Annotated in this window: 22 protein-coding genes, 1 tRNA gene and 1 pseudogene; 13 read left to right on the top strand and 11 right to left on the bottom strand. The window is 65.3% G+C overall.

What is annotated here, in order from left to right:
* Positions 1 to 8: 8 nt before the first annotated feature.
* Complete coding sequence (locus OSH10_RS03940) at positions 9 to 1,061, bottom strand: substrate-binding domain-containing protein (RefSeq protein ID WP_266330238.1); 1,053 nt, start codon at positions 1,059 to 1,061, stop codon at positions 9 to 11.
* 237 nt (positions 1,062 to 1,298) lie between these two features.
* On the opposite strand from OSH10_RS03940, the gene OSH10_RS03945 reads away from it, so the two are divergent.
* From OSH10_RS03945 to OSH10_RS03965, 5 genes are all read left to right on the top strand, one after another.
* A complete protein-coding gene (locus tag OSH10_RS03945) occupies positions 1,299 to 2,099 on the top strand; it encodes an IclR family transcriptional regulator (protein WP_266330239.1) in 801 nt (266 codons plus the stop codon).
* A gap of 154 nt (positions 2,100 to 2,253) precedes the next feature.
* A complete protein-coding gene (locus tag OSH10_RS03950) occupies positions 2,254 to 3,291 on the top strand; it encodes a LacI family DNA-binding transcriptional regulator (RefSeq protein WP_266330240.1) in 1,038 nt (345 codons plus the stop codon).
* 26 nt (positions 3,292 to 3,317) lie between these two features.
* A complete protein-coding gene (locus OSH10_RS03955) occupies positions 3,318 to 4,211 on the top strand; it encodes a sugar phosphate isomerase/epimerase family protein (RefSeq protein ID WP_266330241.1) in 894 nt (297 codons plus the stop codon).
* Between the two features lie 597 nt (positions 4,212 to 4,808).
* Positions 4,809 to 5,816, top strand: coding sequence for a UDP-glucose 4-epimerase GalE (gene galE / locus OSH10_RS03960; protein WP_266330242.1), 1,008 nt, complete (start codon positions 4,809 to 4,811; stop codon positions 5,814 to 5,816).
* A gap of 89 nt (positions 5,817 to 5,905) precedes the next feature.
* Entirely contained in the window at positions 5,906 to 6,622 is a 717-nt protein-coding gene (locus OSH10_RS03965) for a sugar transferase (protein WP_266330243.1), read from the top strand.
* Positions 6,623 to 6,668: 46 nt separating this feature from the next.
* Here OSH10_RS03965 and sugE read toward each other — a convergent pair whose 3' ends face one another.
* Complete coding sequence (gene sugE, locus OSH10_RS03970) at positions 6,669 to 6,986, bottom strand: quaternary ammonium compound efflux SMR transporter SugE (protein WP_266330244.1); 318 nt, start codon at positions 6,984 to 6,986, stop codon at positions 6,669 to 6,671.
* A gap of 300 nt (positions 6,987 to 7,286) precedes the next feature.
* Here sugE and OSH10_RS03975 point away from each other — a divergent pair, with 300 nt between their 5' ends.
* Together OSH10_RS03975 and OSH10_RS03980 are read left to right on the top strand one after the other, a co-directional pair.
* On the top strand, positions 7,287 to 7,760 hold the full coding sequence (locus OSH10_RS03975) for a hypothetical protein (protein ID WP_266330245.1): 474 nt from the start codon (positions 7,287 to 7,289) through the stop codon (positions 7,758 to 7,760).
* A gap of 255 nt (positions 7,761 to 8,015) precedes the next feature.
* Positions 8,016 to 9,213 (top strand): annotated as a pseudogene (locus tag OSH10_RS03980) (M14 family metallopeptidase).
* A 114-nt stretch (positions 9,214 to 9,327) separates the two neighbouring features.
* Here OSH10_RS03980 and OSH10_RS03985 read toward each other — a convergent pair.
* Positions 9,328 to 9,402 (bottom strand) — tRNA-Val (locus OSH10_RS03985).
* A gap of 102 nt (positions 9,403 to 9,504) precedes the next feature.
* Positions 9,505 to 9,867 (bottom strand): cell cycle two-component system response regulator CpdR, encoded by a 363-nt coding sequence (cpdR, locus tag OSH10_RS03990; protein ID WP_244670002.1) that lies wholly within the window; start codon positions 9,865 to 9,867, stop codon positions 9,505 to 9,507.
* Positions 9,868 to 10,111: 244 nt separating this feature from the next.
* Between cpdR and OSH10_RS03995 the strand changes: the two genes are divergently transcribed.
* Together OSH10_RS03995 and hisN are read left to right on the top strand one after the other, a co-directional pair.
* The gene (locus tag OSH10_RS03995) at positions 10,112 to 10,960 is read left to right on the top strand and encodes an N-formylglutamate amidohydrolase (protein WP_266330246.1); all 849 of its coding nucleotides are present in this window, start codon (positions 10,112 to 10,114) and stop codon (positions 10,958 to 10,960) included.
* Positions 10,961 to 11,312: 352 nt separating this feature from the next.
* Positions 11,313 to 12,098: a histidinol-phosphatase gene (gene hisN / locus OSH10_RS04000; RefSeq protein ID WP_266330247.1), complete on the top strand. Its 786-nt coding sequence runs from the start codon at positions 11,313 to 11,315 to the stop codon at positions 12,096 to 12,098.
* 42 nt (positions 12,099 to 12,140) lie between these two features.
* On the opposite strand, the gene OSH10_RS04005 is transcribed toward hisN, so the two are convergent.
* The 3 genes from OSH10_RS04005 to OSH10_RS04015 form a co-directional block, all read right to left on the bottom strand.
* On the bottom strand, positions 12,141 to 12,878 hold the full coding sequence (locus OSH10_RS04005; protein ID WP_266330248.1) for an SDR family oxidoreductase: 738 nt from the start codon (positions 12,876 to 12,878) through the stop codon (positions 12,141 to 12,143).
* An 88-nt stretch (positions 12,879 to 12,966) separates the two neighbouring features.
* Positions 12,967 to 14,214, bottom strand: coding sequence for an aminotransferase-like domain-containing protein (locus OSH10_RS04010; protein WP_266330249.1), 1,248 nt, complete (start codon positions 14,212 to 14,214; stop codon positions 12,967 to 12,969).
* Between the two features lie 57 nt (positions 14,215 to 14,271).
* Positions 14,272 to 14,589 carry a DUF1330 domain-containing protein gene (locus OSH10_RS04015; protein ID WP_266330250.1) on the bottom strand — a complete coding sequence of 106 codons (318 nt, stop codon included), beginning with the start codon at positions 14,587 to 14,589 and terminating at the stop codon, positions 14,272 to 14,274.
* A 128-nt stretch (positions 14,590 to 14,717) separates the two neighbouring features.
* On the opposite strand from OSH10_RS04015, the gene OSH10_RS04020 reads away from it, so the two are divergent.
* A complete protein-coding gene (locus OSH10_RS04020; RefSeq protein WP_266330251.1) occupies positions 14,718 to 15,197 on the top strand; it encodes an Lrp/AsnC family transcriptional regulator in 480 nt (159 codons plus the stop codon).
* Positions 15,198 to 15,201: 4 nt separating this feature from the next.
* On the opposite strand, the gene OSH10_RS04025 is transcribed toward OSH10_RS04020, so the two are convergent.
* Complete coding sequence (locus tag OSH10_RS04025; protein WP_266330252.1) at positions 15,202 to 16,149, bottom strand: alpha/beta fold hydrolase; 948 nt, start codon at positions 16,147 to 16,149, stop codon at positions 15,202 to 15,204.
* Positions 16,150 to 16,366: 217 nt separating this feature from the next.
* Positions 16,367 to 16,771, bottom strand: coding sequence for a hypothetical protein (locus OSH10_RS04030; RefSeq protein WP_266330253.1), 405 nt, complete (start codon positions 16,769 to 16,771; stop codon positions 16,367 to 16,369).
* Between the two features lie 283 nt (positions 16,772 to 17,054).
* On the opposite strand from OSH10_RS04030, the gene OSH10_RS04035 reads away from it, so the two are divergent.
* On the top strand, positions 17,055 to 17,519 hold the full coding sequence (locus OSH10_RS04035) for an Hsp20 family protein (protein ID WP_266330254.1): 465 nt from the start codon (positions 17,055 to 17,057) through the stop codon (positions 17,517 to 17,519).
* A gap of 54 nt (positions 17,520 to 17,573) precedes the next feature.
* Here OSH10_RS04035 and OSH10_RS04040 read toward each other — a convergent pair whose 3' ends face one another.
* Complete coding sequence (locus OSH10_RS04040; RefSeq protein ID WP_266330255.1) at positions 17,574 to 18,635, bottom strand: threonine aldolase family protein; 1,062 nt, start codon at positions 18,633 to 18,635, stop codon at positions 17,574 to 17,576.
* A gap of 583 nt (positions 18,636 to 19,218) precedes the next feature.
* Between OSH10_RS04040 and gltB the strand changes: the two genes are divergently transcribed.
* Complete coding sequence (gltB, locus tag OSH10_RS04045) at positions 19,219 to 23,904, top strand: glutamate synthase large subunit (protein ID WP_266330256.1); 4,686 nt, start codon at positions 19,219 to 19,221, stop codon at positions 23,902 to 23,904.
* 10 nt (positions 23,905 to 23,914) lie between these two features.
* Positions 23,915 to 25,336: a glutamate synthase subunit beta gene (locus OSH10_RS04050; RefSeq protein WP_266330257.1), complete on the top strand. Its 1,422-nt coding sequence runs from the start codon at positions 23,915 to 23,917 to the stop codon at positions 25,334 to 25,336.
* 291 nt (positions 25,337 to 25,627) lie between these two features.
* Here OSH10_RS04050 and OSH10_RS04055 read toward each other — a convergent pair whose 3' ends face one another.
* Positions 25,628 to 26,932 carry an SGNH/GDSL hydrolase family protein gene (locus OSH10_RS04055; RefSeq protein ID WP_266330259.1) on the bottom strand — a complete coding sequence of 435 codons (1,305 nt, stop codon included), beginning with the start codon at positions 26,930 to 26,932 and terminating at the stop codon, positions 25,628 to 25,630.
* Positions 26,933 to 26,971 lie beyond the last annotated feature (39 nt).

The following is a 26,971-nucleotide window of genomic DNA, read 5'->3' on the forward strand; positions in this document are numbered from 1 at the left end:
CTCCGGCCTTACTTCTGAGCCAGAAGCTTGGCGAAGAGCTCGCGGTCATACGGCGAATAGATATAGCCGTCGGCCGGGAAGTCCTTGGCGCGGGCCAGATACTCATCGATGTTGGAATTGTCGATGATCGGCAGCGGCACCTTGACGAAGGCCGGCACATCCTTGCCTTCCAGCGCCTGCACGGCGGTATAGGCGGCAAAGGCGCCCAGCCAGTTCGGCTGCATCGTCGCCCAGCTCTTCAGGCCCTTCTCCTTCCATAGTTCCAGGAACTGGCGTGCATTCTCGCCGGTGATCGGCACCTGCTCGCGGCCCTGCTTGTCGAGGGCCAGCACGGCGCCGGCCGAAAGCGCGCCGCCGAAGGAAAGGATGCCGTCGATTTCGGGATTGGCGAACAGCAGGCTGGTCACCGCCTCCTGCGCCGGGGCAACGTTGTAGGCGGTATTGGTCTCGGCCAGGATCTGGATGTCCGGATTGGCCTTGAGCAGATCATTGCCGCCCGCGCGGCGATCGTCGCTGACCGACACGCCGGCCGGGCCGTTCAGGATGATGATCTTGCCCTTGCCGCCGAGCGCGTCGATCATGAACTTGGTGGCCTGCTCGCCCCACTGGTGCGAGTCCGTATTGACCTTCGCGGTCACGTCATTGGTGTCGACCAGGCTGTCGAAATTGATGATGGCGATGCCCTTGGCGCAGGCATCGGCCAGCACGCGGGCCGGCGCCGTCGACGAGCCGGCGATCAGGATGATGGCATCGACATCGGCGTCGATCATCGACTGGATCTGCTGGATCTGGACATTGGAGTCGCCTTGCGCGTCGGTCACGACGAGCTTGTCGACCAGTCCTTCCTTCTTCAGCTGCTCGACTTCCGCTTCGATCGTGCCCTGGGTCTGCTTCATCCAGGTCGGCACGGAGTAGATGTTGGCCCAGCCGAGCGTATAGGGCGCCTTGCGGTCACCCTTGATGCAGTTGGCGGCGGCGTCGGCATGCGAAGCGCCCAGAACGTTCAGAAGGATACCGAGGCCGAGCACGCTTGCGGATGCAAAAAGCGAAGACTTCTTCATGTTGTTCCCCTGGAAGGTTGTGCCTCGACGCGCAGGGAAACGACAATGCAGGATCGTGCAGCCGCCATGACGCGGCCTGTCTGCCAATCGCCGAGAACTCTCCGCCCGGGCCCCCATTTTTGTCCGATATACTAGACAGCGCGTCTGTATATCGGACAAAAGAGAGGCTAGTCTGAGCCACGATATCTTTCAAGGGCCTTCGCCCCCGCCCGATCCAAGCAACGAACCAGGCATCTCATGACGGAAACCGAGACCCTAGACAGAAACCGGCCCGAGACAGCGACGGCAACCGGGGGCGAGCGCAAGCGCGGGATCGACCGCGTCATCATCCTGCTGGAGGCACTGCTGCGTCAGCGCGCGCCGATGCGGGTCGGCGACATCGCCCGCCGGATCGGCGCGCCGCGCTCCACCACCTACGAAATCGTCAATCGTCTGCTCGAAGCCGATATGCTGGAGACGGTGGGAACCGACGGCCATGTCTATTTCGGCCGCGCCATGCACCTGTTCGGATGGGCCTACAGCCATCACAACGCCCATTATCCGCGCATCATCGAGACGCTCGACCGCCTGGCCGCCGAAACCGGCGAGACGGTGCAGCTCTGCAGCCTGCGGGGCAACAAATATGTCGTCCTCGACTGCCGCGATTCCGCCGGGCCGTTCCGCATTTCCAGCCAGGTCGGCGTCGAGGTGCCGATCCCCTGGACGGCGTCGGGCCGGCTGCTTCTCAGCCACATGGACGAGGATGCCGTTCGCGCCTTCATTCCGCCGGAGGATTATCGGCTGCCGGATGGGCGGTGGCTGCCGCAGGAAGAGTTCCTTGCAGCGATCGCGCTGGCGCGCCAGCAGGGCTACAGCGAAAGCGCGGCGCTGGCCGATCGCTTCACCTGGTGCCTGGCGGCGCCCATCCTCGACGGACGCGGCGCCATGACCCTGACGCTCTGCTTCGTGCTGCCGATCGATACGCCGGAGGCCCGCCGCATCGAACTGCTGGCCCTGCTGCGCGAACGCGCCGCCAGCCTCGGCCTCGTCGGCGAATAGCACCGGCTCTCTCGTCCCTCCTATCGGCGCCATTCTGCGCTGATGCCAGAGGATGAGTGTTGCGGCGATGGCGGCATCGGCCTAAAACGGTTTTGTAAATCGTTTTTTCGGGACGAGCCGCGGGCTTCGTTCCGGCCGAGAGGTCGCCGTCCCCATGTCGGACAAGCCGATTTCCATACGCGACGTCGCCGAGCGGGCGGGCGTGTCGCCCGGCACCGTCTCGAATGTCATGAATGGCAGCAAGCCGGTCAATCCGGCGCTCGCGGAGCGGGTCCGCCAGGCGGCGCGGGAACTGGGCTACCAGGCCGACCGGGCGGCGGCGCTGCTGCGCACCGGCAAGGCGCGGATCATCGCCGTGCTGGTCCCCGATCTCGACAATCCCTTCTTCACCTCGGTGGTTTCCGCGGTCGAAACCTCGCTGCGCGACCAGGGCTACGAACTCATCGTCGCCAGTTCCAATGGCGACGAGGCGACCGAGCATTCGCGCCTCGCCGCCATGCTGGCCTGGCGCCCGGCGGGACTGGTGGTCATCCCCTGCTCCGACGATTTCTCCGCCCGCGCTCGGATCGGGCAGGCCGGCGTGCCCTATGTCATCGCCGATCGCATCACCCGCGAGCCCACCGCCGACACCGTGTCGGTCGACAATGAGGACGCCGGCAGGATCGGCGCGCGGCATCTGCTCGAGCTCGGCCATCGCAACATCCTGGTCGCCGCCTCCGTGCTCACGCTTGGCAACATCCGCGAGCGCTGCGCCGGCATTGGCGCGACGCTGGAGCGCGCGGGCCTGCCGCCGCCCGTCATTCTCGAGTCGGGCGGCCATTTCGAACTGGCCGCCACCCGTCTCTCGCAATGGCTCGACACCAACCGCTGGCCGACGGCCATTCTGGCGCTGACCAATTTCACCACGCTCGGCGCGCTCGCGGCACTGGCGGAAAGGCAGATCGGCATTCCGCGACCGATCTCGCTGATCGGCTTCGACGACTATGCCTGGATGCGGGCGCGCGCCACGCCGCTGACCGCGATCCGCCAGCCGGTTACGGAAATCGGCGAGGCAATCTGGGCGCGGCTCAAGGCACGGATCGACGGCGATGCTTCGCCGCCGGCGCATATCCAGTTGAAGTGCAGCCTGGAGATCCGCGCTTCGACGGCCGCGCCTTCGGTAGAAGACGGAATTTCAACAGGGGCCGCTTGAGCTCCGAGACACGAGGGAGGAACACCATGAAGAACAAGCTGGGCGTCCACGCGCAGGTCTGGGTCGGCGGCTGGAGCCACGAGGAAGCCGCCCGCGCGATCGCCAGCACGGCATCGCTGGGCTACGATTATATCGAAGCGCCGGCGCTCGATCCGTCGTTGATCGACATCGACTTCACCCGCAAGGAGCTGGAGAAGGCCGGGCTCGGCATCACGACGTCGCTTGGCCTCGACGATAGCTGCGATATTTCGGCCGGCGACCCCGGCAAGAAGGCGCGCGGCGAGGCGCATCTGATGCAGGTGGTGAAGACCACGCGCGACCTCGGCGGCACCCACATCACCGGCATCCTCTATTCCGGCTTCCAGAAATATTTCACCGCCGCCACCAAGGAGGGCGTCGCCGGCGCCGTCGAAGTGCTGCAGCGCGTCGCGGAAGAAGCCGCCAAGAGCAACATCACGCTCGGCCTCGAAGTGGTGAACCGCTACGAGACCAACGTCATCAACACCGCAGCCCAGGGCGTCGAACTCTGCAAGCGCGTCGGCATGGCCAACGTCAAGGTTCACCTCGACTGCTATCACATGAACATCGAGGAGGCCGACGCCGAACAGGCGATCATCGATACCGGCGACTATCTCGGCTACTTCCACACCGGCGAGTCGCATCGCGGCTATCTCGGCACCGGCTCGATCGACTTCGTGAAGATCTTCCGCGGACTGGTGAAGGCCAACTATCAGGGCCCGATCTGCTTCGAATCCTTCTCCTCGGCCGTCGCCGGCGAGCCGTTGACCGGCATCCTCGGCATCTGGCGCAATCTCTGGACCGACTCCACCGATCTCTGCCGCCACGCGATGGAGTTCACCCAGGCCCAGATGCACGCTGCCAAGCAGGCCCAGGCGATCGGCGGCAGCGTCGACTGGTAGCCAGAAGGGCCGGTGCGATACGGGAGTTCCCGCCGCACCGGCTCAACCCGTCGAGATTCGGCACCCCACTCCCAGAGGCGGCCAAACCCTTAAGTTCCCCAACGTAATGAAAGCTTAAATGCAATTCTCGAAAGGGATATGCATGACTTCCTATTGCATGCGGAATCGAACTCGCCCCACGCTCGCTCCAATACGCTGAAATCGGCGAGTCTTGCGATTCGAAAACATCTTGACTCCAGTATCCGAACGTTTAGCGTAGAATTATTACGGATTTTTAAATATCCGGCTGATGCCTGCGAAATGCAGACGGGCTATTGGCTGGCACGCGCCGGATTCCTAGCATTCCCAGCTCCCTTGAGGGGCAGACGTCAGAGACGTAAGCGTTTCCGGCTTGCAATGCATGTGCTTTCAGGGGGCCCTCATCTTCCGAAATGCCCTTCTGTTGCTCGATGGCTTCATGTCATCGGCCGGCGGAGGTTAGCTTATTGCAGACCATGAATTGGATCTTGCGAGAATGCCGCGGGGGTATCGCATGAAGATCTCTAGTAAAGCCGGCTGCCCGGCTGCATCGTCTCATTCTGAGCAAGCAGGTTCTACATGACGACGCGGGGCGCGATCCTGGTGACGGGCGGCGCGGGCTATATCGGCAGCCACACCTGCAAACAACTGGCAGCGGCCGGCTATCTTCCGGTCGCCTTTGACAATCTCGCGCGCGGACATCGCAACGCCGTGCGCTGGGGGCCTCTGGTCGAGGGCGACATTCGCGACGCAGCGGCTCTCGAAGGCGCCATCCGCCAGTACAGGCCCAGCGCGATCTGCCACATCGCCGCCCTCGCCTATGTCGGCGAGTCCGTTGCCGATCCGGCGGCCTATTATTCCAACAACGTCGTGGGAACACTTTCCGTCCTCGAAGCCGCCCGCAGGACCGGCATCGAACGGCTGGTCTTTTCCAGCAGTTGCGCGACCTATGGCGCACCGGACGTCCTGCCGGTGTCGGAAGCCGCCGCGCAGCGGCCGATCAGCCCCTATGGACGATCGAAGCTGATGGGGGAGCAGATCATCCAGGACTACGGCCGCGCCTATGCGAGCCGCTCCGTGATCCTGCGCTATTTCAATGCCTGCGGCTGTGACCCCGCAGGCGAAATCGGCGAGTGGCACTCGCCCGAGACGCATCTTGTGCCGCGGGTGTTGATGGCTGCCCATGGCATCCTGCCCTCGATCGAGATCTATGGCGACGATCACGCGACGCCCGACGGCACCTGCGTGCGCGACTATATCCATGTCACCGATCTTGCCCGCGCGCATGGTCTGGCGCTCGAGCATCTGGCGCGGGGCGGCGAGAGCCTGGCGCTCAATCTCGGGACCGGGCAAGGCCTCTCGGTTCAACAGATCCTGGAGGCCGCCGCGCGCCAGACCGGCCATCCCGTGCCGAGCACCATCAAGCCCCGCCGGCGGGGCGACCCGCCGATCCTCTATGCCGACCCGACCCTGGCGCGCCGAAAGCTCGGCTTCATGACGCAGCATTCCGACATCGAGACGATCCTCGGCACGGCACGGGCCGAACTCGTCTCGCGCCAGCCTGTATCGGTCGCAGAACCGAGATGATCCGCAGAAGGTAGCCTCATGCCGGCGTCGGCGCGGCATAGGGCACCGAAGGCGGCCCGACCCTCGAACAGAGTCTGAGTAGGTGAGCGATGGACCCGAAATTCGAAATCGCCTCGGCCCCTTCCCTGGAACAGGCGGCCATTCCCGCCTCCGCCCCGGAGCGACGACGCGGACGAGCGGAAGTCCGGGAATATCCTTTCAAGCGCGGCCTCGACATATTGCTAGCGGCGACGCTGCTTGTGGGCCTGCTGCCGGTCGCCATTGTCATCGCCGGCTTGATCGGTTTTGCCGGAAAGCCAATCTTCTTCAGGTCGCAGCGCGTGGGACGCGGAGGGCGCCCCTTCGCGATGTACAAGTTCCGCACGATGGAGACCGATGCCGAGCGCAGGCTGGAGAACTACCTGGCCAACAACCCGCAGGCTCGGTTCGACTATGCGTGCCGATACAAGCTGAGGTCGGATCCGCGCGTGACACGTCTGGGCCTTTTCCTTCGCCAGTTCAGCCTCGACGAACTGCCCCAGTTGATCAATGTCCTGAAAGGCGAGATGAGCCTGGTCGGCCCGCGCCCCAGATTGCCGCGCGAGATCGCCGATGCCGGGCGCTACAATGCGCGCCATTTCGAGGCCTATTATCTCTGCCGCCCCGGCATGACGGGACTGTGGCAGGTTTCCGGCCGCGCCGACACCGACTACCACACCCGCATCCGGCTCGACGCGATCTATGTCCGGCAGATGAGCGTCCTCCAGGACCTGGCAATTCTGGCCCGGACCATTCCCGTGGTCCTGCTGGGCCGCGGCGAATACTGAAGAAGCGTTCCCGTGACGCGCCGGATGATCGCCGTCGCGCCGCGTGCTAAGGGGTCGAGACCTTGAGGCCGACAAGGCCAAGGATAATGAAGGCGACGCTGGCGATGCGGAACAGGGTCGCCGCCTCGCCCAGGATGAAGACGCCGACGCAAAACGCGCCGACAGCGCCGATGCCCGTCCAGAGCGCATAGGCCGTGCCGAGCGGCAGCGACTTCATGGCGATCGAGAGCAGGCCGAAGCTGATGATCATCGTGACGATGGTAATGATCGTCGGCGTGAGCTTCGTGAAGCCGTCGGAATGCTTCATGGTCGAAGCCCAGATGACCTCGAACACACCGGCAAGCAGAAGATAAACCCAGGCCATCAGGCCCTCCGCGAAAGGGCCGGGCCGTCCCGGTTATTGTTTCCCAAGGTGGGGAGGTCGTCCTCTGCAGCGCAAGATAGCGATGCGGCAAAAGGGGCGCAAGCGCCCTGCCCGCCCCACGTCAATGTCGATGCACGGGACAATCGGACGCTGCCATTCTCGCATTTTAGTTCAAATTTCGAACTAAAATGCGAGACGGACGGCCTTGTCTCGCTATAGCATCCGTTGACGTAGCGGGAGTTCGATTGGATGCAAGGGGTTTTCCGGCTGCTCAGCCGCCTCTGTCGCAGAAAAGTCTGGATGGTGGACGGCGACGGGGACTTCGCCTGTGGCGCTGAAGGCGAGCGATATTTTCAAGCTGCGCTGGATGGGATTGCCGGCGGAAAGACCGAACTCGGGCACCAGATTGCCGTTGTCGCCGACCTGATTCCGGAGCGCGATCGGCCTGGCCAGTCTACCGCCGTCCAGGTCGTGATCGACGGCGTGCTGGTCGGATATCTGGCCGACTCCCATGCCAACGCTCTGATTCAGGCACTCGACGTGCGGGCCCTCCAGTCCGCCCGGGTCGAGGCGATGATCGTGGGCGGCTGGTTTGGCGAGGCGATGCGCGGCCGGCAGGGGGACTATTTCGTGCTTCTGGACCTGCCGCTCTGGGTGCTGGAATGGTCCCGCGAGAAGAAGCCCAGCCGCGCGAAGACGGCGGAAGCACGACCACCCTCCTCGAGCGCCGCTACCGCCGAAGCCGGCCCGTCGGGCCTGCCGGACCGCGCCTGACGCCTGCGCCCCTTCAAGGCCCTCTCCGACACAACGCGCCTCGGAAGCTGTCGGAGAGCGCAAGGCGCCGTCAGCGCCCTATCGCTACCGCTCGACAATGGTACTTCCCGGAGGGCGCAGACGGCATCTTCGCCGCCTCCCGGTCGATGGACAGAATTCCACGGGCATGGACTGGTCAGGCTCGCTAGCGAGCGACAGTATGGCTGATGCTGCAGGAGCCCACCCCATCCCGGCGACTCAGGGGGAGAGTCCACCATGCCCGACCAGTCCAAAGACGGCGCCGATCGACGAGACTTCATGATGGCTTCGCTGGCGGCTGTGGGGGCGTCCGCTCTGGGTGCCCACGGCGCGAGCGCCCAGGAGGCCGCCCCATCGAGCGATGGCGTTGCACCCCAATCGGCGCACGGCACCGTCTATACCGGGGAGATCCTCCAGGGAAAGAAGGTCGTCAGCACGCTCCATGTCGAGGATTTGCCCCCCCGGGCAGAAGCATCTTCTGTATTTCCAGGGCGTGGAGATGCCGAGCGGGCAGCACTGGTATGTGTCGGTCGCCGTCGTCCGCGGCGCGAAGCCCGGCAAGCGCGTGGTGCTGGTGAGCGGCGTGCATGGCGACGAAATGAGTTCCATCCACACGGTGCAGACCGTGATTAACCAGCTTGACCCAGCACGGATGTCGGGCACGGTCATGGCTGTCACGGATGTGGCCCGTCCCGCCATCGAGAGCCTACAGCGCCGGTGGCCCAATTATGGCCGAGGCCATGACCTGATCGACATGAATCGGGAATGGCCCGGAAACGCGAACGGCATCACCGCGCCCAGCCGTCACGCAGGGCTCCTGTTCAATCGCCTGCTGCGGCCCAACGCCGACGCGGCGATCGACTTCCACACCGGGACGACGGGGTTCGAAGTCGCGGCCTTCAACCTCGCCGGCATGGATGTGCCCGAGATCAAGGCGATGGTGGATCTGTTTCCGATCGGCCAGGTCTTCGACAACCACGTCTATCCCGGGGTGCTGCACAATGCGCTGGTCGACGCCGGCGTCCCGTCCTTTTGCGCGGAGGTCGGCGCTGCGCGTATCCTGGACCTGGACATGATCGCCCTGTTCGTGGAGGGCACGATGAACGTCCTCAAGCACCACGGCATCCTGGCGGGAGCGATGGGCCGCACCGGCAAGGATGTGGGAGTGTTTGTCGGCAACAGCGCCTTCCCCGTCTTGGCGACGCAGGGCGGGCTGGTGGAACTTCTGGTCAAGCTCAACGACAAGGTCGAAGCGGGGCAGAGAATCGCGATCCAGCGCAATGGGTTCGGCGAAGTGGTCGGGGAATATTTCAGCGGCGCGACCGGAGAGGTGACAGGCCTGCGGAGCGACGCGATGGCCGAGCCCGGCAATCCCCTCGCCTTCATTCTCTTCCACAAATCCGCGCCGGACGGCGCCGAGACCTATCCCGAGTGATCCGGCCCGAAGGTTTGGGAAGGCGTCTGGACTCTGGAGGCCTCCGGAAAATCGACGAGGAACCGAGGCGCGAGGCCGGCGGCTTTCAGGTCAGCGATTTCGGTGGAGGGAGGATGGTGGGCGTGACAGGGATTGAACCTGTGACCCCTACGATGTCAACGTAGTGCTCTCCCGCTGAGCTACACGCCCATCCTTCTCAACGCGACCGGCGGGACCGGCGGCGTGAGCGAGGGTATACAGGGCGATTTCCGAAGCTTCAAGCCTCGTTTTTCGACCCTGTTGAAAACTCCTTCAGGCAGCGAGCAGCCGCTCCACCTCATTGACCAGATCGCGCAGGTGGAAAGGCTTGGAAAGCACCTTCGCATCCTTGGGCGCGTTCGAATCGGGATTGAGCGCGACGGCGGCAAAGCCGGTGATAAACATCACCTTCAGGTCGGGATCGAGCTCGGTGGCGCGGCGCGCCAGCTCGATGCCGTCCATCTCCGGCATGACGATATCGGTCAGCAGAAGGGTGAAGGGCTCTTCGCGGATGCGCTCATAGGCGCTGCGGCCATTGTCGAAGGACACGACATCATAGCCGGCATTCTGCAGCGCCTTCGCCAGAAAGCGGCGCATGTCATTGTCGTCTTCGGCAAGCAGGATGCGGTTCATCAGGGAATCCATGGCTGGACGGTCGATCTTGTTCGCAAGGCGCCAACTATGCGCGGCCTGGGCGATTTGGTTATTGAATTACGGCTGAACGAAGTAAAGATCGGGTGAATGGAGCGAAACTTCCCCTGCCCGAAGCGCGCCAGACGACATAGAATGGGCCTTACGGACAGGACGGGCCCCGGCCGCAACCGCGAGGAGAACGATCATCAACGCCGCGCCGGATCTTGCAAACGCGCTTCCCTTCGAGGTGGTGGCTCCGGCCGAGCAGCGCATACCCTTCGTGTTCAACTCGCCCCATAGCGGCCGCATCTATCCGGCCGCGTTCCTGGAGGCCTCGAAGCTCGACGAAAAGACGATCCGCCGCTCCGAGGATACGTTCGTCGACGAACTCTTTGCCTCCGTCGTGCCGCTTGGCGCGCCGCTGATGCGGGCGCATTTTCCCCGTGCCTGGCTGGACGTGAACCGCGAACCCTACGAACTGGACCCGCGCATGTTCGATGGCGACCTGCCGTCCTATGCCAATGTCCGCTCGCTCCGGGTCGCCGGCGGTCTCGGCACGATCGCCCGGGTCGTCTCGGAGAATGTCGAGATCTATGCCGAGCCGATCCCGGTCGCGCTGGGGCTCCATCGCATCGAGACGGTCTACAAGCCCTATCACGAGACGCTGCGCCAGACGCTGGCGGCGACGCATGAGCGCTTCGGCTATTGCGTGCTGGTCGATTGCCACTCCATGCCATCCAGCGTGCGGACGCTGCCCGGCAGGGCTCGGGCCGACATCGTGCTGGGCGATCGCTACGGCACCAGTTGCGCGCCGGGCATTTCGGAAGCCGCCTATTCGATCCTGAGCGATGCCGGCTATGCCGTCGCCCGCAACAAGCCCTATGCGGGCGGCTTCATCACCGAACATTACGGCCGACCGAGCCGCGGCCTGCATGCGCTGCAGATCGAGATCAATCGCGGGCTCTACATGAACGAGCGGACGCTGCAGCCCAATGCCGGCTATGATCGGCTCGCGGCCGACCTGGCGCGGTTCGCGGCGGCGCTGTCGAGCCTGCCGGACGCCGCGCTTTATCCGCTCCCCGAAGCGGCGGAGTAGTCTCATCCACCATCGCCGAAGCGGAATCGCGGGCAGAAAAAAGGGCCGCTCGTCAAACGAGGCGGCCCAAGTCTAGGGAGGAAACGCCCAAGAAGGGCAGCGGTAGATCGACGCCAATCGATGTACCGCACCGCAATAAGTTGCGCTTGCACTGCAAAAAGATCAAGACCCTTTCCCACGCTCGCGCCCGGGTGCGACGATTCCGCCACGGCAGACGCCCCAGCGGCCGGCGCGCACCGAGAGTGGATCGAAATAGACATTTGAAATCAGATTGTTAGACACGAACGCCTGAACGAGGCGTCGCTATGCACACAGCGCATGGCACGTCTGCAGCAGCCTTTTGGAGCCTCGAATGACCGATCCGACCCTGATTGCCTTCCTCGATCGGCTCGCTGATTCTGCCGGAAAAGCGATCATGCCGCATTTTCGCGCACTCGATTCCGTCGAGAATAAAGCGGCCTCCGGCTTCGATCCGGTCACGGTCGCAGACCGCGCCTCGGAAGAGGCGCTGCGCGCGCTGATCAACGAGCACTACCCATCGCATGGCATCATGGGCGAGGAGTTCGGCGACGAGAATCTCGACGCCGAGAACGTCTGGGTGCTCGATCCGATCGACGGCACGCGCGCTTTCATTTCCGGCCTGCCGGTCTGGGGCACGCTGATCGGCCTCACCACTGGCGGCAGGCCCTCGCTCGGCATGATGGCCCAGCCCTTCACCGGCGAACGCTTCGCCGGCAATGGCGCGCGGGCCTGGTACACCGGGCCGGAAGGCGACCGGGTCCTGAAGACTCGCGCCTGCGACAAGCTTTCGGATGCGGTCCTTTTCACGACCACGCCGGCCCTGTTCAAGGGCAGCGATCGCGAGGCCTATGACCGCGTCGAGAACAAGGTCCGCCTGGCCCGCTATGGCTGCGATTGCTACGCCTATTGCATGGTGGCCGCGGGCTTTGCGGATGCCGTGATCGAGGTTGGCCTGCATGCCTATGACATCGTGGCGCTGATCCCCGTGATCGAGGGCGCCGGCGGCCGCGTCACCAGCTGGGACGGCGGCTCGGCCGCGTCCGGCGGCCGCGTGGTGGCGAGCGGCGACGCGCGCCTGCACGACCAGATTCTGGAAACGCTGAACCGCGCCGGGTGATGAAATGGCAGGGCGGCGCCGATGCAACCGCCCTGCCTGCTTTCAGATCGACTGCAGCAGGCCGCCATCGACGGCGATCGCCTGACCGGTGATGTAGCTGGCGCGCTCCGAGGCGAGGAAGGCGGCAAGCGCGGCGAATTCCTCCGGCTCGCCGATGCGGCCGCCCGGGATCTTCGAGCCCATCGATGCGCTGGTGACGCCGACTTCCTTCATCCGGTCCGTATTGGTGTAGCCGGGCAGCAGCGCGTTGACCGTCACACCCGACGCCGCGACGTCGCGGCTGATCGCGTTGACGAGACCGAGCAGACCGGCGCGTAGGCCGTTGGACACCACCAGCCCCGGCTGCGGCTCCTTGGCCGCGACCGAGGTGACAGCGAGGATGCGGCCGAACCCCCTGGCCTTCATCGCCGGCAGCGCCTCGCCGACGCTCTCCACGAAGCTCATCCAGAGATTGTTGAAGCCCGCCTGCCAGGCCTGATCGCTGATCGCCTCGAAATTGCCGGGCGCGGGACCGCCGGTATTGGTGACGAGGATATCGACGCTGCGACCCAGTTTTTCGGCCGCCTGCTGCACCAGCGCGCGACCGGCGCCAGGCTTGGAGACGTCGCCGGCCACGCCGATGATGCCGAGTTCCCTGGCCGTCGCCTCGACGCGGGCGGGATCCCGCGCGACGATCACGACCTTAGCGCCCTCGGCCGCCAGTTCGGCCGCGATGGCGCGTCCGAGCCCGCGCGAGCCGCCGAAGACGAGGGCGGTCTTGTCGTTCAGTTTCAGGTCCATGGACGAAAAATCCTGCATTTCGAAAGAAGGAAAGGCTCGCAGATGCGGGCCGCCAAGGCCACTGTCCCCCGTGGGCGATTGGCGCTCGCTAGGCGGCGCCGTCGAGCTGCTGGCGGGCGGAGAGATAGTGCTCGATTGCCCGCGCCAGACGGCGCACGCCTTCGGCAATCACCTCGGGCGAACTGCGGGTGAAATTGACCCGCATGGCGAAGCGGTTCTCGCCGGTGAAGTCGAAGACACTGCTCGGGACATAGGCGACCTTTTCCTCGACCGCGAACTTGTAGAGCGCGTCGGTGTCGATCGCGTCGCCCTTCGATCGCATCCAGACGAACATGCCGCCGACCGGCACCTCCCATTCGAACCAGTCGGCAAGCCGCGCATCCGCCTCGCGCAGCAGCGCGTCGCGGCGCTCGCGATATACCGGCACGATGGAACGCGAATGCTGGTGGTCGAAGTCCCGCTCCATCAGTTCGAGCGCGATCGCCTGCGTCAGCAGGCTGCCGCTAAGGTCGCTCGCCATCTTGGTCAGGGCCAGGTTCTGGATCATGCCGGCCTCGGCGATCACCCAGCCGACGCGCAGGCCCGGCACCAGGCTTTTCGAGACCGTGCCGAGATAGATCACGGGCCCGTCATAGGGACCCGGCCGCGCCGAGCGGGCGACCGAATGGCTCAATATGCTCGGACCCGGCGAACCGTCGAGCTGGATCGAGAGATACGGGTCGTCCTCCACCAGCCAGGTGCCGGCCTCCAGCACCTTGTCGAGCAGCGCGATGCGCCGTTCCTGCGAGACCAGCACGCCGGTCGGGTTGGAATAGTTCGGCACCGAATAGACGAATTTCGCCCGCGCCAGCGCCGCGTCGAAATCGGGATCGGTCAGCGTCCAGTCGAGCGGCCGATAGCTGGGGGCGCGCGGCCGCCAGGCATCGAGCGCGCCGAGATAGGTCGGCGCCTGCGCGACGATCAGTTCGCCCGGATCGACCAGAACCTTGCCGATCAGGTCGAGCGCCTGCATCGAGCCGGTGGTCAGCAGCACGTTCGCCGCCGTGAAGGTACCGCCGGTCTCGGCCGAGGCGCGCGCCGCGATCAACTGGCGCAGCGCCGGCAGGCCCTCGACCGGGCCATATTCCATGATCGTCGCGCCATGGCGGGCAATCGCCGCCTGCGCCGCGGCCTGCACCTCGGCGACCGGATAGAGTTCGGCCGCCGGCAGGCCGCCGGCGAGGCTAACGACATCGGCGCGCCCGCCAAAGGCCAGGAACTGCTGCGAAATGTCGTTGCTGGACCGGAGCCAGGCCGCCGTCTGCGGCCGGGCGGTGCTTGCCTTGGCGCTCGCCATCGTCGGAAACCTCGAAGATTCAGGGAAGTTCGGCGGGCGCCGCGCCCGCCGGAAGCATCAGAGCCTGGGATCGGGATCCTCGGTATTGCCGCGGCTTTCCTGCACGATCATCCGGCCGGTCGAGGCGGCGTAGCGGAACTGGCAGGCCTCGACATAGTCGGGATCCTTGATCCAGGCATCGACATGCGCCTTGCTCGGGAATTCCAGAATCACCATGCGATCGGTGAAAGGAGGGCCTTCTGCCGCAGAAACCTCGTCGCCGCGGGTCAGAAACCGGCCGCCATGCCGCTTGACGATCGGCGGCGTGCGGTCAGTGTATTTCTTGTAGGTCACGGGGTCGTGGATCGCCATCGTACAAATCACATAGGCCGGCATTGTCGTCTCCCTTGTTTGCTAGACAATAGCGCTCGAATGGCGAGCGAATCCGTGCAATTTTTCGTGGAGCTCGCTTTAGTCTCGCAAGAACTCGCTCGCAGAGCCCGTCTCGTTAGGGAAAAACGCCAATGGTCGAACTCGACCCGATCGACCGCCGGATCCTGGCCGTGCTGCAGGCCGATGGCCGCATGTCCAACCTCGAAGTCGCCGAGCGGGTCGGCCTGTCGCCGACGCCCTGCAGCCGGCGCATCAAGCGGCTGGAAGAGAGCAGCGTCATCCAGGGTTACTCGGCCAGGATCAACCCGCTGGCGCTGGGCCTCTCCATCTGCGTCGTCGTCAGCGTGCGCCTCGCCAAGCAGACACCGGATGCGGCCAGCCAGTTCCTGAGCGCCATCGAGGACCGGCCGGAAATCACCGAATGCCTGCTCGTCACCGGCAGCGTCGATTATCTGCTGCGGGTCTGGGTCCGGGATATCGAGGCGCTGCGGCAGTTCATCTCGGCCGCCCTGCAGGCGATTCCCTGCGTCGCCGAGACCTCGACAATGGTCATTCTCGACACGACCAAATCGAACGGCCTGTCGACGGCCGAGACCGGGGCCAGGCGCTAGCCTGTTATGACGCCTCAGAGCCGGGAATGAACTCGTCGAAGGTGGCCCAGAACAGGCCGCGCATCGGATCGCGCTCCATCAGGATCTCGTGACGCGCGCCGGGGATGACGATCTGCGCGCCGATCCGCATCTCGCGGGCAAAGCGCTCGATCGCAAGCGGCGACACCACCCGGTCCTCGCCGGCGGCGATCATCAGGGTCGGGATGCGGATGCTGGCGGCGAAGGCTGGATCGGCCGCCTCGTTCATGGCGCGGCAGGCCGCGTGCAGCCAGGCAATGGTGGGCGGGCCGACCATCAGCTCCGGCCGCGTCTGGCCGATGGCGATCGACCGGGCGAAACGGCGGGGATCGCTGGTGAGCGGATTGCTCTTGAAGCCGCGCTCCTCGACCTGGGCGATCTTCGAACCCGGCGGAAAGGCATCGCCGAGGCCCAGCAGCGAAAAGCAGCCGGCCGTGAAGTTGATCAGCGCGCGCGAGGGCGCGAAGCCGCCGAAGTCGAGCAGCGGCGATACCAGCACCATCCGCGCAAAGGTCTGGCGCGACCGGCGGGCGACGCGCAGGCAGATCAGGCCGCCGGTGGAATGCGCCAGCGCGAAATAGGGCGGCGGGCAGTCCGGCAGCACCACCTGCTGCATGAACGCCTCGAGATCGCGCTCGAACTCGGAGAAATCATCGACATGGCCCTTGCGAGGGTTGGCGAGGCGCCGGTCGGAAGCCCCCTGCCCGCGCCAGTCGAAGCTCGCCACCGCGAAGCCGCGCTCCAGCAGTTCGCCGACGACCTCGTAGTATTTCTCGATCGCTTCGGCACGGCCATGGATGAGGCAGACCGTGCCTTTTCGCTGTCCCGGCGGGCGCCAGTAGGCGGCGCGCAGCTTGACCCCGTCGACGGTCGTGACGGTCTGCTCGACGGCGCCTTCGGGGACGGGATTGTCAGGAAAGGATTGCAAACTCATCCGCCGCGCGGTTCCGCATTCGAGCATCGCATTCTGATGCCAACCGGTCTTAGCCGACCAACCGGGGAGCGACAAGCGACGCGCCGCAACCGGCCTCGCCCGGACAAGAAGAAACCGGCGACATCCAGGGATGTCGCCGGCTGACAGGCCGACCTCGCGCGGGGGGCGGATTCGAGATCGACCGACCGATCAGAGCCGAATGGCTCCTGCAACGGGGCTACCAGCGGCGCCAGTCATTGCCCCAACCACCGTGCCAGCCGCGATCGCCGCGCCAGTCATTCTGGATCACCCGGCGGCGAAGGATCTCGCCGGACCAGGAATCGACCACCAGAATAACGTCCCGGCCACGCGGACCGATGGCGCGCACGATATAGGCGTCGCCCCGGCGGTTGATGATGTCGATCCGGGCATAGCCCTGACGCGCAAGCAACCGGTAGATCTGGCGACCGTCGAGCTGGCGGCGGGGCGGCGGCGGGCGGCGATAGCCGCGATCGTCCCGATAGCCGCGGTCGTCATTGTAACCGCCGCGACCGCCTTCGAAGCGGTAGTCCTGGGCCTGGGCCGCGATCGGCAGCAGCAGGGCGCCGACCAGTGCGGAGGTGGCGAGAATGGACTTCATCATTGATGTCTCTCCAGCGGATGCACCGAGCGATCTCTTTGTCGCCGGCATTGATGGTGAAGCTATCCGCGGGCGCCTGAACATCATCCGAATTGGTCGTTCATATGGCGTTCAGCCTGGCACGGAGCCAGACCCACTCCCCCCTCTTGAACCACCCCGGACTTGTCCCCACATCCTCGTTGCGGATGCCAAAAGAGGGTCCGCAGCTGAGACACGCGGCCCCGGCCATCGGATGGCGGAGCCTTCGTGAACTTCGAAACGAACCGTCGCTCCAAGGAGGACAACCATGCGTACGTTTGATCTGAGCCCGCTCTATCGCTCCACGGTCGGCTTTGACCGGCTCTTCTCCCTTCTCGACCAGGCCTCCGGCGTCGAAGCCGGCGTGCCGGGCTATCCGCCCTACAACATCGAGCGCACCGGCGAGAACGCCTATCGCATCACCATGGCGGTAGCCGGTTTCGGCGACAGCGATCTGTCGATCGAGTCGCGTGAAAACACGCTGACCGTGAAGGGCGAGAAGAAGCCTGAGGAAGGCAAGGATTCGGAAGTGCTGTATCGCGGCATTGCCGGACGTTCGTTCGAGCGCCGATTCCAGCTCGCCGACCATGTGGAAGTGAAGGGCGCCAGCCTCGAGAACGGCCTCCTGCATGTCGATCTCGTCCGCGAGATCCCCGAGGCCATGAAGCCGCGCACGATCGCGATTTCCAGCGGCAAGAATGCCAGCCAGCAGATCGAGGCCAAGGCGGCCTAAGCAGCGTCACAGGCTGAAGGATGGGGCGTCCCACGCAAGTGGGACGCCTATTTTTTAGGCCATATCTGCCGAAACTATTTGCAGAAATGCATCCACTTCCGATGCCTGCGTCTGGAAACTGGTCACCAGCCGCACAAGAATTGGCTTGTTGTCCAAGGGTGCTGCAATCGGTCCCGCCGTCGGCCACTCATAATAGGCAGCGCCCGCCGCGCGCAGCCGGGCATCGGCAGCCTTCGAGATCCACGCAAAGACCTCATTGCCCTGCGGCTGCCAGGCGAGACTAGAGCCCGATGCCGCCTCTATGCCCTCGGCCAGCCGCCGTGCCATCGCATTGGCATGCGACGCCAGGCTCAGCCAGTGATCCGCCTCAAGATAGGCCGAGAACTGCGCCGCGACGAATCGGCTCTTGGAAAAGAGGTGGCCACCGCGCTTGCGATGAAACGCGAAGCCCTTCGCCTGCTCCGGATTGAAGAAGACGACCGCCTCGGCGGCGAAACAGCCATTCTTCGATCCGCCGAACGACATCACGTCGACGCCGGCGCGCCAGCTCGCCTCGGCCGGCGTGACTCCAAGCCCGGCGACCGCATTGCCGAATCGCGCGCCGTCCATATGGAGCGGCAGGCCAGCCTCATGCGCCACAGCGGCAAGCGCAGCGATCTCCGCCGGCGCATACGCCGTGCCGATTTCGGTAAGCTGGCTGATCGAAACGGCGACCGGTTGACCGTGATGAATGAACGCGGCCGGATAGAGCGCGATCGCCGCGGCCAGGTCGGCCGGCCACAGCTTGCCGTCCGCCCCATCGATCCGGTGCAGTCGCGAACCGCCGCCGAAAAACTCCGGCGCGCCGCCCTCGTCGACCGCGATATGAGCATCGCGGTGGCAGAACACCACGCCGCCCGGCCTGGAGAACTGCGCCAGGGACAGCGAATTCGCCGCCGTTCCCGTCGCGACGAAAAACGCCGCCACCTCGCGCTCGAAGACCCGCGCGAACGCCGCCTCGACGGAAGCCGTCAGCGGATCGTTGCCATAGGCGGGAGCATAGCCACCCGCCGCTTCGACGAGCGCGGCCGCCACCCGGTCGGACGCCCCCGTCCAGTTATCGCTTGCAAAAATCATGGCGCCATATCGCGGACACGCGGCGTCCGGCGCAACCCCTTTGTCAGCCGTCGCTCGCGCACAGACAGCGCCATGTCATGACGGAGCCGCCCCAGTGCGGGAAACCCATGCCGCAGCGTCCGTAGCGCCTTTCGTAATTTTGTTGCGCTTGCATGACAGCATCATCACCTTAAGTGTGCTTGCCACGCTCCTTTCGTAACAAACATAATGCGTGATCGTCGGAGCGCTTGCCGAACTAGAAGAGTTCTGGCATTTTGGCGCGCCTTGAATTAGGACAGTCTTGCTGTCCCATTATCGAATCCGGAACGCAAAGTTTCGGCCACGCACGAAGCGGGCGAGTTCGGAATGAACCTTGCTTGCGATAGGATGCGGCCCTGACGGGTCGGGTCGCATGCCGGACGGCGCGATGCGGCGGTTTGGACGCGCGGTTGCGTCTTATAGTGAATACGGCAATGCGCCGGTTGGTCATCCAAACGTTCGAAAGGACGAGCGGGAGAGCGGCCGGTTTCATCGTCGAATGATGAACCATAGAGGATGAGAGGGCACTCACATGCCGAAGGTCTTACGTGAAGCGGAAATGCAGATGGCAGCAGCGGCGACGGCCCGCGCCGCCAAAAGCACCGCCGCACGCAACAAGGCCGGCGGCGTAGGCGCCCAAGGCCTTTATGATCCGCGCAACGAGCACGATGCCTGCGGCGTCGGATTCATCGCCAATCTGAAGAACGAGAAGTCGCACCGCATCGTGCAGAGCGGGCTGCAGATCGTCCGCAACCTCGAGCATCGCGGAGCGGTCGGCGCCGATCCGCTGATGGGAGACGGCGCGGGCATGCTCGTGCAGATTCCGCATCGCTTCTTTTCCGAGGAGGCCACGCGCCTGGGCTTCGCGCTCAGCGAGCCCGGCACCTATGCCGTCGGCTTCCTCTTCCTGCCGCAGGACGCGGAAGTGCGCGCCGGCATGGAGAAGATCGTCGAGGAAGTCGTCGCTTCCGAGGGCCAGGTTCTGCTCGGCTGGCGCGACGTGCCGGTCGACAACTCCACGCTCTCCAAGGCCCCCGATATCGCCGCGACCGAGCCGCATCATCGCCAGGTGTTCATTGCCCGTGGCAAGGACATCGAGGGCGAGGACGCGTTCGAGCGGCGGCTGTTCATCATCCGCAAGGTGATCTCGAACCGCATCTATGCGGCCTATTCCGGCCTGAACAACGACTTCTACGTCGTGTCGCTGTCGGCCCGCACCATCGTCTACAAGGGCATGTTCCTCGCCGAACAGCTCGGCGCCTATTATCGCGACTTCCACGACGAGCGCTTCGAGAGCGCGATCGCGCTCGTGCATCAGCGTTTCTCGACCAACACCTTCCCGTCCTGGCGCCTGGCGCATCCCTACCGCATGGTCGCGCATAACGGCGAGATCAACACGGTGCGCGGCAACGTCAACTGGATGGCGGCGCGGCAGGCCTCGGTCGACAGCGAGCTCTACGGCAACGACATCTCGAAGCTGTGGCCGATTTCCTATGAGGGGCAGTCGGACACCGCCTGCTTCGACAACGCGCTCGAATTCCTGGTGCAGGGCGGCTATTCGCTGCCCCACGCAGCCATGATGCTGATCCCCGAGGCCTGGGCGGGCAACCCGCTCATGGATGAGCAGCGGCGTGCCTTCTACGAATATCATGCCGCCCTGATGGAGCCCTGGGACGGGCCGGCCGCCGTCGCCTTCACCGACGGCTTGCGCATCGGCGCGACGCTCGACCGCAACGGCCTGCGCCCGGCACGCTACCTCGTGACCGAGGATGGAGACGTGCTGCTCGCCTCCGAATCCGGCGTGCTGCCGATCCCGGAAGAGAAGATCGTCACCAAGTGGCGGCTTCAGCCGGGCCGCATGCTGCTGATCGACCTGGAACAGGGCCGCATCGTCTCCGACGAGGAGATCAAGACCGAACTCGCCACCAAGCTCCCCTACCAGGAGTGGCTGGCGCGTACCCAGATCGTGCTTGAAGACCTGCCCTCCGTGCCGCCGCGCGCACCGCGCACCGACGTGACGCTGCTCGATCGCCAGCAGGCCTTCGGCTACACCGGCGAAGACCTGAAGCTGCTGATGGCCCCCATGGCCACCACCGGCCAGGAAGCCGTCGGCTCGATGGGCACGGACACGCCGATCTCTGTCCTCTCCGACAAGTCGAAGCTGCTCTACACCTATTTCAAGCAGAACTTCGCCCAGGTGACGAACCCGCCGATCGATCCGATCCGCGAGGAGCTCGTCATGAGCCTCGTGTCCTTCATCGGACCGCGGCCGAACCTGTTCGACCTCTCGGGCGCCGGCCGTCGCAAGCGGCTCGAAGTCCGGCAGCCGATCCTGGAGAATCCGGATCTCGAGAAGATCCGCGCCATCGGTGAACTGGACGACAACCCGTTCCAGTCGAAGACGCTCGACATCACCTATGCCGTGGCACAGGGCGCCGAAGGCATGGCCGATGCGCTGGAGCGGCTTTGCGAGCGCGCCGAGGCGGCGGTCCATGGCGGCTACAACATCATCATCCTGTCCGACCGCATGGTTGGACCGGACCGGATCCCGATTCCCGCGCTGCTGGCGACCGCCGGCGTGCATCATCACCTGATCCGCAAGGGCCTCAGGACCTCGGTCGGTCTCGTCGTCGAGACCGGCGAGGCCCGCGAGGTGCATCATTTCTGCGTGCTGGCCGGCTTCGGCGCCGAGGCGATCAATCCCTATCTCGCCTTCGAGACGCTGACCGAGATGAAGAAGGACTTCCCCGAGGAGGTCGACGACGAAGAGATCGTGCATCGCTACGTCAAGTCGATCGACAAGGGCATTCTCAAGGTCATGTCCAAGATGGGCATCTCGACCTACCAGTCCTATTGCGGCGCGCAGATCTTCGATGCGATCGGTCTCGCGAGCGAGTTCGTCGACCGCTACTTCTTCGGCACCGCCACCACCATCGAGGGTGTCGGCCTGGCCGAGATCGCGGAAGAAACCGTGCGCCGTCACGCCGAGGCCTTCGGCGATGGCGCAGTGCTGCGCAACACGCTCGACATCGGCGGCGAGTACAATTTCCGCATCCGCGGCGAACGCCATGCCTGGTCGCCCGATTCGGTGGCGAACCTGCAGCATGCCGTCCGCGTCGGCTCGTGGGAGCGCTACGAGGACTATGCGCGGGCGATGAACGAGCAGTCGAAGGCGTTGCTGACGCTGCGCGGCCTGTTCGAGATCAAGATGGCGGAAGAGGTAGGCGCATCGCCGGTTCCGCTCGAGGAAGTCGAGCCGGCATCGGAGATCGTCAAGCGTTTCGCCACCGGCGCCATGTCATTCGGCTCGATCTCGCGCGAGGCGCACACCACGCTCGCCATTGCCATGAACCGGATCGGCGGCAAGTCGAACACCGGCGAGGGCGGCGAGGAAGCCGAGCGCTTCCTGACGATGGCCAATGGCGATTCGATGCGCTCGTCGATCAAGCAGATCGCCTCGGGACGCTTCGGCGTGACGACGGAATATCTCGTCAACTCCGACGTGATGCAGATCAAGGTGGCGCAGGGTGCCAAGCCCGGCGAAGGCGGACAGTTGCCCGGCCACAAGGTGGACGCGACCATCGCCAAGGTCCGGCACTCGACCCCGGGCGTCGGCCTGATCTCGCCGCCGCCGCACCATGACATCTACTCGATCGAGGATCTGGCCCAGCTGATCTTCGATCTGAAGAACGTCAACCCGCAGGCGGACGTCTCGGTCAAGCTCGTCTCGGAAGTCGGTGTCGGCACGGTCGCCGCCGGCGTCGCCAAGGCGCGCGCCGACCACATCACCATCTCCGGCTTCGAGGGCGGCACGGGTGCTTCGCCCCTGACCTCGCTCAAGCATGCCGGCAGCCCGTGGGAAATCGGCCTGGCCGAAACCCAGCAGACGCTGGTCCTGAACGGCCTGCGCTCGCGCATCGCCCTGCAGGTCGATGGCGGTTTCCGGACCGGTCGCGATGTCATCATCGGCGCGCTGCTCGGCGCGGACGAATTTGCCTTCTCGACGGCGCCGCTGATCGCCGCCGGCTGCATCATGATGCGCAAGTGCCATCTCAACACCTGCCCGGTTGGCGTCGCCACCCAGGATCCGGTGCTGCGCAAGCGCTTCAAGGGCACGCCCGAGAACGTCATCAACTTCTTCTTCTTCGTCGCCGAGGAAGTTCGCCAGCTGATGGCTGCCATGGGCGTTCGCCACCTCGAAGAGCTGATCGGCCAGTCCGACCGGCTCGACAAGGTCGCCGCCGTCAACCACTGGAAGGCGGCCGGGCTCGACTTCACCAAGCTGTTCCACAAGGTCGAGGCCGGGCCGGACGAGATCCGTCACACCCAGCGCCAGCAGCACCCGATCGAGCATGTGCTCGACCGCAAGCTGATCGCCGAGGCCCAGCCCGCGCTGGCCGATGGCACGCCGGTGCAGATCGAAGCCGAGATCCGCAACACCGACCGTTCGGCCGGCGCGATGCTGTCGGGCGAGGTGGCCAAGCGCTACGGCAATGACGGCCTGCCGGACGACACGATCGCGATCACCCTGCGCGGCACGGCCGGCCAGAGCTTCGCCGCCTTCCTGGCGCGCGGCGTTTCGATCGACCTGATCGGCGAAGGCAACGATTATGTCGGCAAGGGCCTTTCCGGCGGACGCATCGTGGTGCGCCCGGCCGAGAACAGCCGCATCGTGCCCGAAGAATCGATCATCGTCGGCAACACCGTTCTCTATGGTGCGACCGAGGGCGAGGCCTATTTCCGCGGCGTCGCCGGCGAGCGCTTCTCCGTCCGCAACTCGGGCGCGATCGCGGTCGTGGAAGGCTGTGGCGATCATGGCTGCGAATACATGACCGGCGGCATCGTCGTCGTCATCGGCCAGACCGGGCGCAACTTCGCGGCCGGCATGTCCGGCGGCATCGCCTATGTGCTCGACGAGGACGAGTCCTTCGCCCAGCGCTGCAACCTGTCGATGGTCGAGATCGAGCCCGTCCAGGAAGAGGACGATCTGCTGGAGAAGCTGCACCACCATGGCGGCGACATCGAGCACAAGGGCCGGATCGACATCACGTCGAACATGAATCGCCACGATGACGAGCGGCTTCACCTGCTGATCTCCAAGCATCTCCACTACACCGGCTCCAGCCGGGCCAAGGAGATCCTGGAGAACTGGGAGAGCTATCGTCCGAAATTCCGCAAGGTCATGCCGGTCGAGTATCGGCGCGCACTGATCGAGATGGAACGCGCGCGCTACGGCGTGGCGGCCGAGTAAGGGGAAAGAAATGGGTAAGGTAACGGGTTTCCTCGAAATCGATCGCCAGGACCAGAAGTATCAGCCGGCTGCGGACCGCATCCGGCACTTCCGGGAATTCACCCTGCCGCTGAACGACCAGGACGTCGTCCGGCAGGCGGCGCGCTGCATGGATTGCGGCGTTCCGTTCTGCCACGGCGACACGGGCTGTCCGGTTCACAACCAGATCCCGGACTGGAACGACCTCGTCTATTCGAACGACTGGCAGGAGGCCTCGCGCAACCTGCACTCGACCAACAACTTCCCGGAGTTCACCGGCCGCGTCTGCCCCGCCCCGTGCGAGGAAGCCTGCACGCTGAACCTCGAGAACACGCCGGTCGCGATCAAGTCGGTCGAGCAGTCGATCGCCGACAAGGCCTGGAACCAGGGCTGGATCAAGCCGGAGATCGCGGCGGTCAAGACCGGCCGCCGGATCGCCATCGTCGGTTCGGGGCCTGCCGGCATGGCGGCCGCCCAGCAGCTCGCCCGCGCCGGCCATGACGTCCATGTCTACGAGCGCGAGGCGAAGGCCGGCGGCCTGCTTCGCTACGGCATCCCGGACTTCAAGATGGAGAAGCACTTCATCGATCGGCGCGTCGCGCAGATCGAGGCCGAGGGCGCCACCTTCCATTACGGCGTCAACATCGGCGTCAACAAGCCGATGGCCGAACTGGTCGCCGACCATGACGCAGTGCTGCTCACGGGCGGCGCCGAGGCCCCGCGCGACCCGAAGCTGCCGGGCGCCGAGCTGGAAGGCGTGCATTACGCCATGCCGTTCCTGGTCCAGCAGAACCGCCGGGTCGGTCGCGAGGAGATCCACGATGAGCCGATCATCGCCACCGGCAAGCGCGTTGTCGTCATCGGCGGCGGCGACACCGCGTCGGACTGCGTCGGCACCTCGTTCCGCCAGGGAGCGCTCGCCGTCACCCAGCTCGACATCCGCCCGATGCCGCCGCTGCGCGAGGACAAGCTGACGGTCTGGCCCTATTGGCCGACCAAGTTCCGCACCTCGTCCTCGCAGGCCGAGGGAGCCGAGCGCGAGTTCGCCTGCGCCACGCTTGGCGTGGTCGGCAAGAACGGCAAGGTCACGGGCGTCCAGTGCGCCCGCGTCGACGAGAAGCGCCGGCCGATCGAAGGCACCGAGTTCGTCATCCGCGCCGATCTCGTCTTCATGGCGATCGGCTTTGCCCATCCGGTTCACGAGGGCATGCTGACCGAACTGGGCGCGACGCTCGACAAGCGCGGCAACCTCGCCGCCGATACGCAGAGCTACCAGACCTCGGTCGACAAGGTGTTCGCCGCCGGCGACATGCGCCGCGGCCAGTCGCTCGTCGTCTGGGCGATCCGCGAAGGCCGCCAGGCGGCCCACGCGATCGACAAGCATCTGATGGGCGCGTCGAACCTCGCCTGGTAAGGCCGGCTCGCAGCCGAAGACATAGAAGCCCCCGCCAGCGACCGGCGGGGGCTTTTTTATGTACAGGCTTCGACTTCCAACATCCTGAGGAGGCTTGCGGGAGCAAGCCGTCTCGAAGGACGCACAGCCTGAGGGCAATCCCTATAGCCGCACCACTCTACGTGCTTCGAGACGGCCCTTTGGGCCTCCTCAGCATGTTGAGGGTAGAACTGCGCAATATATCTCAAAGGGAGGTAAGGCTGGCGCCAGCCTCAACCACGGCGTTCCTGGGCCGGGACCGGCCCTCCGGCCCTACTCCACGGCCGGAGCCATGCCCCGGACGCCTGCCGTGGGTGCCGGCAGGATGACGATGCCGTCGACGATCCTCGACGTCGACGCGGCGGCGCTGTCGTCCTCTGCATGTGGCGGCTTCCAGGCAAAGTCGTCGACCCGGCCGGCCTTCGCCGCCGGCGCCTCGCCTTTCACCGTCAGCTTGTATTGCAGACTGTCGGCCGCGGGGCCGGGTCCGGCCTGATCGGCGGCTCCCGCCAGCTTGGCGTTGGCCGTTCCGGGATCCGGATCGGTCAGGGACACCACCGGCCCGACCTGGCGCTCCTTGCCATCGGGGCCGATCTCCGTCGCCGCATTGGGGTTGGTCGGCGTGATCGCGCTCATCGGCAGGCCGAGGCCGCTATCCTGGCGTATGTCGCGCTCGACAAAGAAGGCAAGCTTGCGCTTGCCGGCCTTGCTGAAGTTGATGCCGTCGCTGAGACGCAGATTGCGCATCTGCCCGTCGACATCGGGTCCGCGCGCGATGAACTTGCCGCTCTCGTCGGCGAAGCCGTCCCATACGTCGATGAAATGCGCACCGACCGCCTCGGCCCGCACCTTGTAGATCAGGTTCAACTGCGCCATGTCGGCCGATGCATCCGACGAGCGCAGCGGCGGCGCGCCGACCCAGTAGACCGGCTTGCCATAGACCTTGAGCGCCACCAGGAAACGCTCCACCCTCTGCTGATAGGCCTTCTGCCATTCGGCCGTGCCCGGCGACAGGCGGCCGTCGGGCGTCTTGATCTGCTGGCGGTCGTTCGCCCCCATCAGCACCACGACCATGTCCGGCTTCTCGGCATCGAGCTTTTCGCCGATCTTGGCGACCCAGTCGAAATGATCGTCGCGCACGAAGCCGGAAGGCCCGTCGCTCTGATCAATGACCGCCAGCCTCGGCTCCTCCGCAAAGGCCTGATCGAGCCCCCAGGCCAGGGCGCCGGCGACGAAATCCCCGACCACGAGCACCTTTCGCGCGTCCGGATTCTTGGGCTGGATCTCGAGCGCCGGGTAAATCGGTTCGGCCGGCGCGGCCGGCCGCTTCTTGCGCACCGGCGGCGGCTGATCATTCGATTGACGCGGGGCGCGCTGCCCGGAGGGCGCCCGGCGGCGGCCCACATCCTGCGGCGGCATGAGAAACTCGTCCGGCGGCGGCCGCTCAATGCCGAACAGCCGGTCGAGGAACCCGGCCGGTCCACGGCGATATTGCGCGGCCGCAGGCTCCGTCGCGCTCAGCAGCGCGGCGGAGACCAGGAAAAGGGCGACGAACGCGCGAAGGATACGAACCAGCATGACGACATCCGGTCACAAGGTCGCCTGCCCTCGCGACCT

The organism is Kaistia defluvii, assembly GCF_026343955.1.
GTDB lineage: Bacteria > Pseudomonadota > Alphaproteobacteria > Rhizobiales > Kaistiaceae > Kaistia > Kaistia defluvii.

Excerpts from the sequence above, each read along its gene's own strand:
- OSH10_RS03940 (WP_266330238.1), bottom strand. The coding sequence starts at position 1,061 with ATGAAGAAGTCTTCGCTTTTTGCATCCGCAAGCGTGCTCGGCCTCGGT.
- OSH10_RS03945 (WP_266330239.1), top strand. The coding sequence starts at position 1,299 with ATGACGGAAACCGAGACCCTAGACAGAAACCGGCCCGAGACAGCGACG.
- OSH10_RS03950 (WP_266330240.1), top strand. The coding sequence starts at position 2,254 with ATGTCGGACAAGCCGATTTCCATACGCGACGTCGCCGAGCGGGCGGGC.
- OSH10_RS03955 (WP_266330241.1), top strand. The coding sequence starts at position 3,318 with ATGAAGAACAAGCTGGGCGTCCACGCGCAGGTCTGGGTCGGCGGCTGG.
- galE (WP_266330242.1), top strand. The coding sequence starts at position 4,809 with ATGACGACGCGGGGCGCGATCCTGGTGACGGGCGGCGCGGGCTATATC.
- OSH10_RS03965 (WP_266330243.1), top strand. The coding sequence starts at position 5,906 with ATGGACCCGAAATTCGAAATCGCCTCGGCCCCTTCCCTGGAACAGGCG.
- sugE (WP_266330244.1), bottom strand. The coding sequence starts at position 6,986 with ATGGCCTGGGTTTATCTTCTGCTTGCCGGTGTGTTCGAGGTCATCTGG.
- OSH10_RS03975 (WP_266330245.1), top strand. The coding sequence starts at position 7,287 with ATGGTGGACGGCGACGGGGACTTCGCCTGTGGCGCTGAAGGCGAGCGA.
- hisN (WP_266330247.1), top strand. The coding sequence starts at position 11,313 with ATGACCGATCCGACCCTGATTGCCTTCCTCGATCGGCTCGCTGATTCT.
- OSH10_RS04005 (WP_266330248.1), bottom strand. The coding sequence starts at position 12,878 with ATGGACCTGAAACTGAACGACAAGACCGCCCTCGTCTTCGGCGGCTCG.
- OSH10_RS04010 (WP_266330249.1), bottom strand. The coding sequence starts at position 14,214 with ATGGCGAGCGCCAAGGCAAGCACCGCCCGGCCGCAGACGGCGGCCTGG.
- OSH10_RS04015 (WP_266330250.1), bottom strand. The coding sequence starts at position 14,589 with ATGCCGGCCTATGTGATTTGTACGATGGCGATCCACGACCCCGTGACC.
- OSH10_RS04020 (WP_266330251.1), top strand. The coding sequence starts at position 14,718 with ATGGTCGAACTCGACCCGATCGACCGCCGGATCCTGGCCGTGCTGCAG.
- OSH10_RS04025 (WP_266330252.1), bottom strand. The coding sequence starts at position 16,149 with ATGAGTTTGCAATCCTTTCCTGACAATCCCGTCCCCGAAGGCGCCGTC.
- OSH10_RS04030 (WP_266330253.1), bottom strand. The coding sequence starts at position 16,771 with ATGATGAAGTCCATTCTCGCCACCTCCGCACTGGTCGGCGCCCTGCTG.
- OSH10_RS04035 (WP_266330254.1), top strand. The coding sequence starts at position 17,055 with ATGCGTACGTTTGATCTGAGCCCGCTCTATCGCTCCACGGTCGGCTTT.
- OSH10_RS04040 (WP_266330255.1), bottom strand. The coding sequence starts at position 18,635 with ATGATTTTTGCAAGCGATAACTGGACGGGGGCGTCCGACCGGGTGGCG.
- gltB (WP_266330256.1), top strand. The coding sequence starts at position 19,219 with ATGGCAGCAGCGGCGACGGCCCGCGCCGCCAAAAGCACCGCCGCACGC.
- OSH10_RS04050 (WP_266330257.1), top strand. The coding sequence starts at position 23,915 with ATGGGTAAGGTAACGGGTTTCCTCGAAATCGATCGCCAGGACCAGAAG.
- OSH10_RS04055 (WP_266330259.1), bottom strand. The coding sequence starts at position 26,932 with ATGCTGGTTCGTATCCTTCGCGCGTTCGTCGCCCTTTTCCTGGTCTCC.